This window comes from Micromonospora sp. SD19 (genome assembly GCF_054462275.1).
This window is the reverse complement of sequence record NZ_JBTLMN010000001.1, coordinates 1,440,275-1,455,097: the sequence shown is the minus strand read 5'-3', so window position 1 is coordinate 1,455,097 and position 14,823 is coordinate 1,440,275. Positions and strand designations below refer to the sequence as shown.

Here is a 14,823-nt window from a genome sequence, read left to right as displayed (position 1 = left end):
ATACCACTTCCCCGGGAGCGTCGGCAGAGGGAAACGGCGGATGGTGCGCCGCCCGATTTGGGACTTACGTCGCACGATGGTGTCCGGACGAGGGTACGCGCTGAGAAACCACGTTCAGTAGCATCGCGCCCATGCCACGTCGTGAACATACAGCGGAGCACTGGACGGAACCGAGTTACGGCGCCGCCGGCGGGCCTCAACCGACCGAGGACATTCCGCCGGCCGCCGCACCGCCGCGCCGCCGCCGCTGGCGCCGGATCGCCCTGTTCAGCCTGCTGATCCTGCTGGTGCTGGGGGGCAGCGGCATGGTGGCCGGCGGTCTCTACCTGCGGTCGGTCGAGTCGGGTATCGAGCGGGTCGACGCCTTCGACGGCGTGCCCGAGGAGTCGCGCCCCCAAGCGGCCGTCGACGGCGCGATGAACATCATGATTCTGGGCAGCGACTCCCGCGACCCGGAGAAGACGAGCGGCTCGCGTACCGACACGATCATCCTGGCCCACCTGCCGAAGGACCGGAAGAGCGCCCAGCTGATCTCGATTCCCCGCGACACCTGGGTTTCGGTGCCGAAGTCGGCGGACGGCAACAACGGTGGCCGGGACGCCAAGGTGAACGCCGCGTACGCCTGGGGTGGGGTGCCCCTCATGGTGCAGACGGTGGAGAAGTTCACCGGGGTCCGGGTGGACCACGTGACGCTGATCGACTTCGCTGGTTTCAAGGAGATCATCGACGCGCTGGGCGGCGTGGACATCGACTCGGAGAAGAGCTTCACCTCGATCCACGAGCCGTTCCGCACCTTCAAGAAGGGTGTGCAGCGGATGGACGGCGAGGCGGCTCTGGACTACTCCCGCCAGCGCAAGCAGTTCGCCGACGGTGACTTCGCCCGGATCCGCCACCAGCAGCAGGTGATCCGCGCCATCATCGACAAGGCCTCCTCCGGCGGCATCCTCACCAACCCCGGCAAGTTGAACAGCTTCCTCAAGGCGACTTCGAACTCCGTCTCGGTGGACAAGGAACTGTCGCTGTTCGACATGGCGACGCAGATGCGTGGCGTTCGCGGCGGGAACATGACCTTCGTGACCAGCCCCACCAAGGGCACCGGCCGGATCGGCTCGGAGAGCGTGGTGTTGGCCGACAACGCCCGAGCCAAGACGTTCTACGACGCGGTCCGCCGGGACTCGGTCGGCGAGATCGTCAGCCTCGGCAAGAAGTAACACCTGGAGCCGGCGCGGGAACCGCCGGCAGTCGAGACACCAGACGGGCGGCGGCCTCACGGCCGCCGCCCGTCGCTGTCGGTGGTTCTTCCGGGAAACCCCGGTGATCGGGGTCGGTCAGTACGCTCCGCGCCGGGCCAGCACCACGCTGGCCGTCTTCCAGAGGATGGCGAGGTCGTACACCAGCGACCAGTTGTCCACGTAGTGCAGGTCCAGTCGGACCGCGTCGTCCCAGGTGAGGTCGGAGCGGCCGGAGATCTGCCAGAGGCCGGTGATGCCGGGCCGCACCAGCAGCCGCCGGCGGACGTCACCGCGGTAGTCGTCGTCCTCGGTGGGCAGTGGACGTGGCCCGACCAGCGACATCTGCCCGCGCAGCACGTTGATCAGCTGGGGCAGTTCGTCCAGGGAGAGCGCCCGCAGGTGCCGGCCGATCGGGGTGACCCGGGGGTCGTCCTTCATCTTGAAGAGCAGGCCGTCGCTCTCGTTGCGATCCTTCAAGGTCGCCAGCCGCTGCTCGGCGTCGGTGTACATGGTCCGGAACTTCCACACCTTGAAGGCGCGTCCCTCGTGGCCGATGCGGGTCTGCCGGAACATCACCGGCCCGGGATCGTTGATCTTGATGGCCAGCGCGATGGCGAACAGCACCGGGCTCAGCAGCACCAGCCCGACCAGCGCGGTCACCCGGTCCAGCACGCTCTTGGCCAACAGCGAGAGACCGGAGATGGTCGGCTCGTCCACATTGAGCAGGGGAAGGCCCTCGATGGGCCGGACGTGGATGCGGGGACCGGTGACGTCGGTGACCTGGGGGACCACCACCAGGTTCAGGCCGGTGCCCTCCAACTGCCAGGCGAGCTTGCGAAGCTCGTACGACTCCAGGCTGGCGGGCCCGCAGACCGCGATGGTGTCCGCGCCGAGTTGTTGGACCAGCGGCACCAGGTCCCAGCCCACGTACACCGGCACCGGGGCGTTCACCCGCTCGCCCGGACGGGGATGGTGGGGCAGGTGGATGGCGATCGGGTGCAACCCGGCCCCGTAGTTGCGGGTCACCACCTCGTGCAGCGCGAGCGCGTCGACGAGGCGGCCCACCAGCAGCACCTTCTGCGACGCCCGCCCGGTACGCCGGATCCGCCGAAGCACCACCCGGGCGGCGAACCGAACGACGAGCGTGTAGAGCAGCAGGCAGACGATGATGGCAGCGACAGTGGCCCGGGACAGGTCCTTCTTGAAGCCGAGCGCCAGGAACGAGACAGCGGCGGCCATCGCGAGGCTGGCCCGGGCGACCCGCTTGAGTTCTTCGGTGCCCAGCCCGAGCGCCCGCTGGTCATACGCCCCGGACGCGACGAGCAAAATCAGCCAGCCCACCGGAACGCCGACGAAGGCCGCGAGGCTGAAGGAGCTGACGTTCCCGAGTACCCGCTGGTCCCAGAAACCGGCGTCGGCGTCGGCCAGCAGGGTGACGACCGTCCGGCTGGCGGCCAGGGCCGCGAGGACGTCGAGCAGGACCAGCCAGGCCACGTAGCGGCGACGCCAGTTGGCCCGAGGCGCGACCGGACGGGCGAACACCGACCGGGCCATGCCGTTGGACGGAGGCGTGATCACACCCAGGTCGGGGTCGAAGCTCGGTCTTTGCTGCGACGAGACAGCCGTGAGGAATTGCGTGTGTGCGGACACGACCTTCCTTTCCCATGTCGCCCCCGTCGGGAGATCGCGACGTGCACCCTATGCGTCCATGCCACGTCGTGCCTAGTGGCGGTTCGGGTCCTTCCTCAGCCGGATCAGTTCGGTGGTCGCGACTTCCGGGCACTCAACTCCTGGGCGAGCGCACCGTGCGCCGGCTTCGGCGCGAACTCCTCGTCGAAGACGCAGGCGGCGCCGTACCCGGGATAGTGCGAACCGATCCAGCTGCTGACGTCCGTGAAGCCCCACAACGTCACCGATTCGCAGGTGGCGACGGCGAGACAGGCCTTGAGCATGTGTTGGTAGAGCAGCGCCTGGTCCAGCAGTTTCTGGGTGGTGACCGGCAACGGAATCCGTACGTCCAGTTCGGTGATGGCCACCGAGACGCCCAACGCGGCGAAGCGGCGCAGGTTTCCCGTCGCGTCCTTCGGCGGCGCCCCCAACCGGATGTGGCTCTGGAAGCCGACCCCGTGCACCGGCGCGCCACCCGCGCGCAGCTCCTTGACCAGCCGCAGCAGGCCGTCGGCCTTCCGGGTGCGACCCTCGGTGCCGTAGTCGTTGATGAACAGTCGGGCGTCCGGGTCCGCCTCGTGGGCCCAGCGGAACGCGTCGGCGATGTAGCGGGGGCCCAGCTTGCGCAGCCACAACGAGTCTCGTAACGACCCGTCCTCGGCGAGCACCTCGTTGACCACGTCCCAGGCCCAGATCTTGCCCCGGTAGCGGCTGACGACTGTGGTGATGTGCTGCTTGAGCACGGCGCGCAGCTGCTCGGGCGACCAGCTCTCGGTCACCCACACCGGAGTGTTGCTGTGCCAGAGCAGGGTGTGACCGTAGACGGCCTGCCCGTTGGCCTTGGCGAAGTCGACAAACTGGTCACTGGCCGACCAGTCGTACACGCCGCGCTTCGGTTCCAGGATCGTCCACTTCATCGCGTTTTCGGACGTGACGGCGTTGAACTGACTCGACAGCGTCGCGCGGTACCGCGGGTCCGAAGCCAACATCTGCCCGCTGACGGCGGTTCCGATCCTGACGTTCGGCGGCATCAGGTCCCGCAGCGCCGGAGGACCCGGGGTTGCCGACGGCTGTGCGGTGGGGGCGGCGACCGACTCGACCGGGCCCACCCCGCGGTCCCAGCCAAAGTATGCTGCGCAGGCGACGAGGACCAGCACCACCACCGACAGCACCACCACACGAGCCCGGGGCAGCCGTGACATCGTGCGGTCGACCGATGTCGGCACCCGCGATGGCGACACCGGCCAGCCGTCGTCCGTTCGGACAACGGTGCCCGTCGCGGCACCGGCGCGGACCTCTTCGGTCATTAGCATCCCCAGACAGAAGTTGCGACGCAGCATGACGAGGCCCAACTGATGCGCCTGATCGATCCTACGACCCTCGACCATAAGGGTCCGCCCGCCTGTCGGCTGACCTCCTCGGCGCCGACGTTGCCGTGCAGGCCGACCGCAGCCAGCGTTCATCCCCGGTCGCGCCGCGACCCATAGAGACATCGGCGGTCTGACAGTGCAGCACGGTCATCCCATCAACGGCAGCGGCGCACGCCTGCGGGATCCGGGGGTCCCACCGCTCGGCGGCGCACCCGGTGACGCCGCCGCGCGCGGAGTCGCCGCGGTGCCCCCACCGAAGCCTCCGGTTCGTGGTGGTTCCACCATCGTGCGCAGCGGCGCGCTCTCGATGCTCGCCCTGGTGGCGGTGGGCGCGACCCGTCTGGTGCACGGCTCACTCACCAGTCACGCCACGGACCGCGCCACCTACGGGTTGGTCGGCATCATGCTGGCCGCGAGCATGGTGGCCAGCCTGCTGCTGCCCGGCGGCGTCTCCAGCGGCCTGTCCAAGTTCGTCGCCTTTCATCGTGGCGCCGGCGACCTGCCCGGGGCCTGGGCCGTACACCGGTTCCTCTCCCGGCTCGGCCTGACGGCCTGCCTGGTGCTCGGCGCCGCGACGGCGCTGGTGGTGCAAGGGATCTACCACCTCGGCGTGGTGGACACCCTGACGCTCGCGGTGTTGACAGCCACCTACTCGCTCTACACCGTGGACAAGGCGGCCATGTACGGCCACGGCCTCGTCCCCCAGTACGCCCGCATCGAACTGGCCACGTCCGCGCTGGCGGTGGTCACCACCGTCGTGGTGATCGCCACCGGTGAGACCGCCTACCTCCTGCCGCTCTGCCTCGGTTACGGCGTCTTCGTCGCACTGTGCCGGCACCAGCTGCGCGCGCACCGTCGGCGGGAGGGGGTGCCGGCCGGTGGCCGGTTCGATCGACGCGAGGTCGTCACGTTCGCCGTCCTGGGCAGCATCGGCACGCTGGCCAGCGCCGGTTTCCTCCAGACGACCCAGCTTCTCGGCGGTCACTTCGCGGACCCGTCCGAGGTGGCCTACCTGGTCGCGGCCGTCGCCCTGATCGCACCGCTGTGGTTCCTGCCCCGGGCGCTCGCGTTGGCGCTCTTCCCGGCCATGGCCGGGGCTCAGGGCGCCGGGGACACCACAGCGGTACGCCGACAGGTGGACGCGTCCACGCGTGCCCTGGCGGTGACGATGGCCCCGGTCTTCGTGGTGGGCCTGCTCGCCGCGCCCCTCGTGCTGGGCCTCTTCGGCGGCCAGGAGTACGCCGCCGGCGCCACCGTGCTGCGCGTCATGCTGTGCGCCGCCTTCCTCGGCATCCTTCAGGTGCCGTCGGTGAACGCGTTGGCCAGCGGCCCGCTGACCCAGGCCCGGGTGCCGGTGATCTCCGCCGTGGTGGGCTGCCTGATCGGGTTGGCCGTGGTGGTGGGCGCGGCCAGGTCGATGGGTGCCACCGGGGTCGGCATCGGCTACCTGGTGGGCACCGCCGTCACCGCGACCATTCCGGTCGTCGCGGTCTGGTGGCTGCACCGGCTCGCCTGGACGATGACCCTGGTCCGGAGCATCGCCCTGGTCGTGGTCGCCGCGCTGGTGACCCGCCTGGACGTCATGCAGACCTGGTCGTGGACCGCCGCCGGCGTGACCCTCGCCGGGTTCGTCGTGGCCGGGCTCGTGCTCAGTGGTGACATTCGCCGGCTGCTCGTCCTCGCCCGCAGCCACCGCCGCGGTTCCGCGTCCACCCCGGTCACCACTGCCGTCTGAGACCCGACAGAGCGTCTGAAGAAAGAGAACAGCGTGAACGAGACGTCCGAGCAGTTGTCCCCACCCCTCGCCCAGCAGCGCACCCTGCGGATCCTGGCGGTCACGAACCTGTGGCCGGAGCAGGGCAGTTACCGGGGCATTTTCGTGCAGCGACAGGTGTCCGCGCTGCGCGCGCTGGGCCACCACGTCGATGTCGAGGTGGTCGCCCAGTCCCGCGGCAAACTGGACTACTTCACCGCCGCCAGCCGGATCCGTCGTCGGGCCCGGTCCGGCGCTTACGACATCGTCCACGTGCACTACGGGATGACGGCACCGGCGGCGCGGCTCGCCGGTCACCCGGCCCGCGTGCTGTCGCTCTACGGCAGTGACGTCAACGCACCCCGCCAACGTTTCATGACGAAGCTGGGCTGGGGTGGCACCCGGGCCCGGATCTACGTGTCCCGCCGGCTGGCCGAGACGGCCGGTGACGCCGCCGGCCACGTGGTGGCCAACGGGGTCGATTTCCAGCTGTTCCAGCCCGGTGACCGGTTCGCCGCCCGGCAGGCACTCGGCATCGCCCCCGACGCGCGGGTGGTGCTCTTCGGCGCCGACCCCGGCCGGGCGGTGAAGGGTTACGACGTCTTTCGTGACGCGCTGGCCGAGCTGCGGCGCCAGGACCCCTCGGTGCAGGAGCTGATCCTGTCCGCGCCGGGTCAGCCCGAGGCCGACCTGGTCCGCAAGTACGACGCGGCCGACGTCATGCTGTTCACGTCACGGCCGGGCAGTGAGGGCTCCCCCACGGTGGTCAAGGAAGCCACGGCGATGGGCCTGCCGGTCGTCACCGTCGATGTCGGAGACGTCGGGGAGGTGCTGGCCGACGTACGACCGGGAGCGGTCGTGCCGTTCCCGGCCGGTCCGTTGACCGGGGCGGCCCGCGACCACCTGGTGTCGGAGCTGGCCAACCGGGTCCGCGAGGTGCTGCACCACGGCGTACGGGCAAACGGGCGCGAGCGAAGCAGCTGGCTGGACGAGCGCCTGGTGGCGCAGCGGATCGCCGAGATCTACCGGTCGGTGCTCGGGTCGTGAGCACCACGCTCGTGACCGGGTCGCACGGTTGGGTCGGCACCCACCTGCGTCGCCTGGTCGCCGCCAACGGTGAGCGGGTGGTCGGGCTGGGTCGCCGGCCCCGGCAGCCTGGTCCAGGCGAGACCTACCACCAGCTGGACCTGCACGATCCGGCGGCGGTCCGCGCCCGGCTCCAGGCGGTACGCCCCGACGTCGTCTTCCACCTGGCCGCGACCCTCCCCCAGCGGGGGGCCAGCGGGGCGGACGTGGTGGCCGATGCCGTCAACACCACCTACAACCTGTGCCAGGAGCTGCGCCGGGTCGACACCCGGTCGGGCCGGCCGGCGCGTCTCGTCCTGGCGGGATCCTCCGCCCAGTACGGCGCGGTGCCGCCGGAACTGAACCCGATCACCGAGCAGACGTTGCCCCGACCGGTGGGCGCCTACGGTCATGCCAAGGCGGCCGCGGAGTCGCTGGCCCTCGCGCTCGGCGCCGACGGGCGGATCGCGGTGGTGGCCGCCCGTCCCTTCAACCATGTCGGCCCGGGCGAGGACGGTGCCACGGTGGCCGGCTCGCTGGCCCGACGGGTGGCTGACGTGGTGGCCGGGCGCGCCGACCGGGTCCAGGTCGCCGACCTCGACGCGGTGCGCGACTTCACCGACGTCAGAGATGTCGCGCGGGCGTACGTCGAGCTGGCGGAGCTGGGCAGGGCCGGTGAAATCTACAATGTCTGCTCGGGTTCCGGGGTGACCGTCCGGCGGGTCCTGGAGATCCTGCTGGACCTGGCCGGGCTGGACTGGTCCGTCGTTGACGTGGTCGCCGGGCACAGCGACCTTCGCTGTCAGGTCGGTTCGGCGGCCAAACTCGCCGCCGAGACACCCTGGAAGGCTGAGACGCCGTTGCGGGATAGCCTACGTGGCCTGCTGACGGAGTTGGCAACGCCGGCCGGAGCCGGCCAATGAATGACAAGGAGAGGCACGGGATGACGGCGTTATCAACCGATGGGGCTTGGGCGGGGCGCCGAGTTCTGGTCACCGGTGCCGGCGGGTTCATCGGCTCCCACCTGACCGAGCGACTGGTCAGGGCCGGGGCGGAGGTACGCGCCATGGTCCGGTACACCGGTCGGTCCGACCTCGGCATGCTCGCCGACGTCGACCCGGAGGTCCGCCGGTCGGTGGAGGTGGTGCACTCCGACATCACCGATCCCTTCGCGGTCCGCCGTGCCATCGCCGATTGCGACACGGTCTTCCACCTGGCCGCGCTGATCGCGATCCCGTACAGCTACGTGGCCCCGGCGTCCTACGTGGCGACGAACGTGACCGGCACGCTGAACGTGCTGGAGGCGGCGCGTGATCTCGGGGTGCGCCGGTTGGTTCACACGTCCACGTCCGAGACGTACGGGACGGCCCGTTACACGCCGATCGACGAGGACCACCCGATTCAGCCCCAGTCGCCCTACTCGGCCTCGAAGATCGGCGCCGACGCGATGGCCGAGTCGTTCTACCGGTCGTTCGATCTGCCGGTGGCCGTGATCCGGCCGTTCAACACCTACGGTCCCCGGCAGAGCGCACGCGCGGTGATCCCCACCGTCGCCGCCCAGGTGGTGGCGGGGCGGGAGAAGATCGCCCTCGGCGACCTGCGGCCGGTGCGCGATCTGACGTACGTCACCGACACGGCGGCCGGGTTCATGGCCGTGGCGGCTGCCGACCAGTGCGTCGGGCAGGTCACCAACATCGGCAACGGCCGGGGCATCACGATCGGTGACCTCGCGCGCCTCATCGCGGAGGTGGCGGGGCGACCGGACATCGACATCGTCGAGGACAGCCAGCGGCTGCGGCCCCCGCAGAGCGAGGTGTTCGAACTGATCGCCGGCACCGAGCGGGCGCGGGAACGCTGTGGCTGGGAGCCCACGGTGTCGCTGCGTCAGGGCCTCACCGAGGTCGTCGACTACGTGCGGGCGAATCTGGGCCGGTTCGATGTGGACCGGTACGTGGTATGAGGGCGATCATTCTCGCTGGTGGGCGCGGCACCCGGCTGCGTCCCTTCACCACCAGCTTCCCGAAGCCGCTGATGCCGGTCGGTGACATCCCGATCCTGGAGATCCTGCTCCGCCAGCTCAAGGCACACGGCGTCACCGACGTGACACTGTTGACCGGTCACCTGGCGTACCTGCTGGAGGGGTACTTCGAGGATGGCCGCAAGCTGGGCCTGCACATCGACTACGTCCGCGAGGAGCAGCCCCTGGGTACGGCGGGGCCGTTGCGCCAACTGGCGGGCACCCTGGACGACGACTTCTTCGTGATGAACGGCGACCTGCTCACCGACCTGGACTTCACGGCCCTGATGGCGCATCACCGGGGCAGCGGAGCCCCGGTGACGATCAGCGTGTACACCCGGTCGGAGAAGATCGAGCTGGGCATCCTCAAGATTGACGAGTCCGGTGACGTGGTCGGCTACGACGAGAAGCCGACGCTGAACCTCGACGTCTCGATGGGCGCCTACGCCATGTCACCCAAGGCGCTCGAGAAGATTCCGGCCGGCGCGTACGACATGCCGCAACTCATCCTCGACCAGCTGAGCACCAACGGGCGGGTCTCCAGTTGGCGGCACCGCGGCTTCTGGCTGGACATTGGGCGGGTGGACGACTACAGCCTGGCCAACAAGATGTTCGCGGAGAACCCGACCGGGTTCCTGCCGCCCGACTAACGCCACCACGACGATTCGGCCCGGCCGCCCCCGAGGGGTGGCCGGGCCGAGTCGTTTGGTTCAGCGACCGAGCGCGGAAACCAACCACTTGCCGATCTCGCTGCTGGCGCGCACCGCCTTGATGACCAGCGCCAGGCCCGGCACCCGTGGGCGGGTGTACCGGCTGATCAGCTGGAACCAGACGCTGAGCCCGGCGATCCGGCGGCGGCTGATGCTGCCCTCGTGCCGGTGGAACCGGACGACCGGATGGTCGAGGTGCGCCGGGTGGACGCCGCTGGCGAGCGCCCGCAGGACCAGCTCGACGTCGACCTTGATCGGTAGTTTCTCGTCGTAGCCGCCGAGGCGGACCAGCAGCTCGCGCTCGATGGACATGCCGGAGTGCTTGAACGGCAGCCGCGGACGGGTCAGGACCGACCAGAGCATGCGGCGTGCCGTCGGGTAGGACGGGAGGCTGATCGACCGAGCGGAGTTGCCCACCAGCTCTTCGTAGTCGGTGTAGATCCAGACGGCCCCGGTCCGGGTCAGGAACTCCTGGATGCGGGCCAGCCCGTCCTCAGTGAACTCGTCGTCGGAGTCGAGGACGGTGACGTAACGGCCACGAGCGACGCGCAGGGCCGTGTTACGGGCTGCGCTGATGCCCGACGGCTTCTGACGCACGAGTCGAATGCGCTGATCGGCCAGGAGATCGGCGGCGGCCAGGCATTCCTGGGCCGGCACGGTGGAGCCGTCGTCGACCACGACGATCTCGAAGTCATCGAAGGTGCCGCTGAGCACGCTGCGGATGGACGTCACGAGCAGTTCGGGACGGTCCCGTACCGCGATGCAGACCGAGATCGCCGGAGTTACCCGGCGCACCGGCTCGGTGAGCCCGACCGTCGGCGCGTCGACGGAGGGACGGACCGGCCCGGTGAGCCCGACCGTCGGCGCGTCGACGTGACGGCCGGGGGCGCCCGGCAGTGGCTGGAGTGCGCGAGGATCCCGGTCGGTCAACTGAGCGGCGCGCACCGCGAAAGGGCCCTCGCTCACCGCGAGCGTCGACCGCCGCTCGGGGCGAGGCTCGCGTCGACCGGTGCCCGGCCAACGGACGAGCCATCGGCTCTACTTGTATCGCCCATGCCCACAACCCCCGTGATGGTCACTGCTGGTCGTCCCTTGGCGACGCTCCGGTAGGACCGTCACGCCGAAGGATGCCCGATCTGAACGCCGCGCGCGGCAGATGGATTCTAGCGACGCACTCATGATCGCACCACTACTGAATGTGGACGAGTAGTGACACAAACGCGTGTCGCGCTACCTCAGCGGAACCCCGCCGGGGGTCGCACCCGACGCGCCTGCGCCAGGATCTCGTCGGTGGCGAGGATGCGGGTGTCGTCCTCCCGGGCACCGGCGGGGCCCGTGGTATCGGCGGGCCCGCCGTCCTTCTGATCGATGGGGGCGGAGCGCCGTGCGGCCCACCAGGCCAGACCGACGACCGTCCAGAGAAGGGGCGGGAGCAGGGGATCCTCCATCGACGGCGAGAGGAAGCCAACGATGCAGGCGAATATGAGTGCGGCGATTCCCCACAGCACGTTGGGTGCCGGCCGGTGGCCCGTACGACGCAGTTGACGGGTCCGGGCCAGCAGTGGTTTGGCAATCATGAAGAGCCACACCAGGTACGCGCCGAACCCCAGAACGCCGACCTCCATGATCAGGTGCAGCCAGAAGGAGTCCACCTGAACCGCCTGGAAGCCGTAGCGGTTGAAGCCACCCGGGCCGAATTTCGGGTTCTTGTGCCAGTTCGGATTGTCCTTCTCGGCGACCACACCGCCGAACTGGCCGATACCGAAGCCGAGAAGGGGTTGACGCGGCAGGATTTTCCCTGCCTGCTGGAGGTAGAGCACCCGGATCTCGCGGACCGGCGCGGGCGAGTGGGTGGGCTGCGGCGTGGCCGCGCCCGGCGATCCGCCCGGACCGCCGGATCCGCTGGTCCCGGGCGACGTCGACGGCTTCGCCGAGGTCTTGGGGCCACCTGACGCGGTCGAGCCGCCGTCCGGCCGGGGGGTGGCCGTCGGGGAGGGCTTGGCCGTGGCCGCCGCCGGCGGAGCTGGCGGGGACGACTCGCTGCCCGCCGGGTGATTGAAGCTCGTGAACGCGTTGCCGATGCGGCGTTCCCATTCGGCCCGGTTGTCGGGCCGGGCGGCGATCTGGGCGACGGTGCAGAGGACCACCAGCAGGCAGACGGCGAGGATGCGTCGCGTGTTCGTGCGGGCCACCACCGCGATCACCACAGCGCCGATCAGGACGCCCAGCAGCGTTTCCCTGGACTGTGTCGCGGACATGGCGACGGTGGCGACGACGGCCACCGCCCACCAGCGCCGTCGGACGTCGGTGGCGGTCGCCAGCCAGGCGACGAAACCGAGCAGGGTCAGCCCCAGGACGTGGCCGAGGTGGTTCGGGTGGGACAGCAGCCCCTGCGCGCGGCTCTGCTCCGACCAGGTCAGGTCCACCCAGCCGAGTACGCGGTAGGCCGGCTCACCCACGACCATCTGGACGAGGGCGAGCAGAACGTTGACGCTCACCACCACGGCCACCACGATGAGCAGGCGACGGATCATCATCGAGTTCAGGTCGGCCGCGCGCAGCGCGTAGAAGACGATGACGCCACGGAAGTAGACGAACAGCGCCTCGCCCATCAGGGACATCGAGGAGTCGTTCACCAGACCGGCGAGCACCATCACCAGTCCCAGCACCACCAGGGCGAGGTCGGCGCCGGTAAGGAACCGGTGCCACAGCCGATCGACGGCGACCTTGACCACCGTCAGCCCGGCGAGCCCCAGGTAGAGGACGGTCTTCAGCTGCTTGGGCCACTGGGCCGAGCCGTCGAGGTTGGCGCGCGGATCCACGCTCGTCGGCCCGCTCAGCACCTGGGCCCAGGTTTCGAGCAGCACATGCACCAGCAGCGCGCCGACGACCACCACGATCGCGGTGGAGAGCAGCCCCGAGATGGGCCGGGCGGGCCGATCCGTCGGCGGGGCCATGCTCTGGATGGAACCGTTCATCACACGTCCCTACGGCGTCGGACCAGCATCACCACGAGCACGATGAGACCGACGAAGATCGCGCCGCCGGCACCGGCGAGCAACGCCATCAGCCAGACCGACTGGTCGCTCGGCTCGGACTCGTTCTGCTGCCGTTCCACGGCATTCTGCCGGTACGCCTTCGCCAGCAGGTTGCCGGGGGATGCCTGCGCGACCGCGTCGAACTGGGTGATCGCCGCCGAGTGCTGACCAGCGAAGTAGGCGTCCAGGGCCTTGCGATACAGCTTGTCGGAGTCACCGAGCTTGTTGGCGGTTCCGGCCTCGCCGATCAGCGCGTTCAGGCTCGACGACGGGACAATCACCCGATTTGCCCTGTCGGGGCGAGCCTGATCCTGGTCGATCATCCCCGCCACCCGGCCGCTCGCGTCCAGGGCGATACCGCCGTGGGACGTGGTTCCGAGATCCTGGTTGATGCGGGAGATCGACGCCGACCCCCGCCGCCCGGTGCCGGTGATACCGACGAGCTTCGACTTTGGGCCGTAGGTTGCGGTGCGGAAGTCGTCATCGGTGGTGGCGAAGCCGACAATCAGCAGGGAACTTCCGTCGGTGAGGGTCGCCGAGGGGTTGAGCTCCGCCACCGGCAGGCTCCCCCGGCCCAGCTTGATGAGCGCGATGTTGCCGGTGTCGGGAGGCAGCGCCCGGACGACCTGCGCCGGGATCGCCGGCTCCGTGGTGAGGTTGCCCTTGGCGGTGTTGAGCTGGCCGTGGATCTCGGTACCGGGCTCGGTGCCCGGATCGATGCCGGTGAACTTCGTCTTGCCCATGTTGGTCCGGATGTACTCCTGGACCTGCGCGGGGACCAGTGTCTGCTCGCGCACGAGCATCCGGGCCACCGTGTCGAGCGCGATCTGCCGGGCGGTTTCCTGGGTGGGCTTGACGCACGCGCTACTGGTGAGGGCGTGCCCGTCCGGGGTGACCACGAAGGCACTGCACCTGCGGGTGAAGGTGATGGGCGTGGCCCGTATCGGCGCGTTGGTGCTGGCGTCGCGGACGTAGCCGGTGAAGACCGTTTCGACGAAGACGAGCGCGGGCGCGGCAACCGCCAACGCGCGCTCCTCGGGGCTGTACGGGGCGGCCTGCGCCCATGGCTTCAGTGGCGGGTCGACGGCGGCGGCAGTGGGGAACGCGGTGGCGCCAACTGTCGGCGGGATGTCGGGGTCGGTCGGCTCGTCGGGGGCGAGCGCCCAGACCGCCGCACCGCTGCCCACCGCCACCGCCAGCGCGAGCGCGGCCACCTTGACCCAGAGGCCGGTGCGCCGCTTCGGTGGGGCCGACGGCTGGATCCGTCGCACCGGCGCGGCGAACGGATCGTGCGGTGGCGGGGCGTCCACCGGTCCGACGGCGGGCGGCTGCGGCTCGTCGGTGGCGGGCTGCGTGGGCGCGGGGTTGGGGTTGGGCGCCACCGGCGGGCCGGCGTGCAGCGCCCAGGGCGCCGGCGGAGGGCCCGAGGTCAGCTGCGGCACACCCGACACCTGTTGCGGGACGCCGGACACCTGCTGCGGGACGCCGGACACCTGCTGCGGGATCCCGGAAACCTGCTGCGGCACACCAGACACCTGCTGAGGGATGCCCGACACCTGCTGCGGCACGCCGGAAACCTGCTGCGGGATGCCGGAGACCGGGGCGGCGGGAACGCCCTCGGTGGGCACCGGCTGGTAGTCCTGGCCGAGCGCCCGGAACAGTCGCTCCGCGCCCGGGCCTGCCTCCGCGGGGTACGCCACCCACGGCTCGGCCGCGGAGAAGTCGGCGTAGGCGAAGGTCTGACCGCCGGGCGCCTGCGCCAACCCGTTGGCGGTGCCGACGAAGGCCTCCCGCCAGCCCGGCGCGTCCGCGACGGCCGCGTTCAGCACGGCAATCGTCACCAACCGGCCCTGCCCGTCGATGGCTGCCCATGCCTTACCGGCCGGGCAGGTGCCCAGCATGTGGGTGAACCTGTACGGACCAACCGGTTGCATGCGCACTCCTCTGCTCAACCGCCGTGCGGATACTAC

Annotated in this window: 11 protein-coding genes; 6 read left to right on the top strand and 5 right to left on the bottom strand. The window is 70.0% G+C overall.

The genetic code is table 11. The features are described from left to right. The first annotated feature begins 131 nt into the window (after positions 1-131). Positions 132-1,211, top strand: coding sequence for an LCP family protein (locus ACX27O_RS06760; protein ID WP_081883806.1), 1,080 nt, complete (start codon positions 132-134; stop codon positions 1,209-1,211). A 117-nt stretch (positions 1,212-1,328) separates the two neighbouring features. On the opposite strand, the gene ACX27O_RS06755 is transcribed toward ACX27O_RS06760, so the two are convergent. Further along, a complete protein-coding gene (locus ACX27O_RS06755; RefSeq protein WP_051708389.1) occupies positions 1,329-2,786 on the bottom strand; it encodes a sugar transferase in 1,458 nt (485 codons plus the stop codon). A gap of 200 nt (positions 2,787-2,986) precedes the next feature. Further along, positions 2,987-4,207, bottom strand: coding sequence for an endo-1,4-beta-xylanase (locus ACX27O_RS06750; RefSeq protein ID WP_245233612.1), 1,221 nt, complete (start codon positions 4,205-4,207; stop codon positions 2,987-2,989). A 199-nt stretch (positions 4,208-4,406) separates the two neighbouring features. Here ACX27O_RS06750 and ACX27O_RS06745 point away from each other — a divergent pair, with 199 nt between their 5' ends. From ACX27O_RS06745 to ACX27O_RS06725, 5 genes are read left to right on the top strand one after another with little or no spacing between them, the layout of a single operon-like run. Further along, the gene (locus tag ACX27O_RS06745) at positions 4,407-6,005 is read left to right on the top strand and encodes a lipopolysaccharide biosynthesis protein (RefSeq protein WP_357638364.1); all 1,599 of its coding nucleotides are present in this window, start codon (positions 4,407-4,409) and stop codon (positions 6,003-6,005) included. Between the two features lie 33 nt (positions 6,006-6,038). After that, positions 6,039-7,070, top strand: a complete 1,032-nt coding sequence (locus tag ACX27O_RS06740) for a glycosyltransferase (RefSeq protein ID WP_030331241.1) — start codon at positions 6,039-6,041, stop codon at positions 7,068-7,070. Beyond that, the gene (locus ACX27O_RS06735; protein ID WP_210865144.1) at positions 7,067-8,011 is read left to right on the top strand and encodes an NAD-dependent epimerase/dehydratase family protein; all 945 of its coding nucleotides are present in this window, start codon (positions 7,067-7,069) and stop codon (positions 8,009-8,011) included. Before ACX27O_RS06740 ends, ACX27O_RS06735 begins: the two co-directional genes overlap by 4 nt. Next, a complete protein-coding gene (locus ACX27O_RS06730; protein WP_387222138.1) occupies positions 8,008-9,048 on the top strand; it encodes a GDP-mannose 4,6-dehydratase in 1,041 nt (346 codons plus the stop codon). The genes ACX27O_RS06735 and ACX27O_RS06730 overlap by 4 nt, the downstream gene beginning before the upstream one ends. After that, positions 9,045-9,755 (top strand): nucleotidyltransferase family protein, encoded by a 711-nt coding sequence (locus ACX27O_RS06725; RefSeq protein WP_030331248.1) that lies wholly within the window; start codon positions 9,045-9,047, stop codon positions 9,753-9,755. The genes ACX27O_RS06730 and ACX27O_RS06725 overlap by 4 nt, the downstream gene beginning before the upstream one ends. A gap of 60 nt (positions 9,756-9,815) precedes the next feature. Here ACX27O_RS06725 and ACX27O_RS06720 read toward each other — a convergent pair whose 3' ends face one another. The 3 genes from ACX27O_RS06720 to ACX27O_RS06710 all read right to left on the bottom strand — a co-directional run bounded on the left by ACX27O_RS06720 (position 9,816) and on the right by ACX27O_RS06710 (position 14,787). After that, entirely contained in the window at positions 9,816-10,781 is a 966-nt protein-coding gene (locus ACX27O_RS06720) for a glycosyltransferase family 2 protein (protein ID WP_081883808.1), read from the bottom strand. Positions 10,782-11,050: 269 nt separating this feature from the next. After that, the gene (locus ACX27O_RS06715; protein WP_210865142.1) at positions 11,051-12,793 is read right to left on the bottom strand and encodes an O-antigen ligase family protein; all 1,743 of its coding nucleotides are present in this window, start codon (positions 12,791-12,793) and stop codon (positions 11,051-11,053) included. Continuing rightward, positions 12,793-14,787, bottom strand: a complete 1,995-nt coding sequence (locus ACX27O_RS06710; RefSeq protein ID WP_400447128.1) for a trypsin-like peptidase domain-containing protein — start codon at positions 14,785-14,787, stop codon at positions 12,793-12,795. The genes ACX27O_RS06715 and ACX27O_RS06710 overlap by 1 nt, the downstream gene beginning before the upstream one ends. Positions 14,788-14,823: the final 36 nt, after the last annotated feature.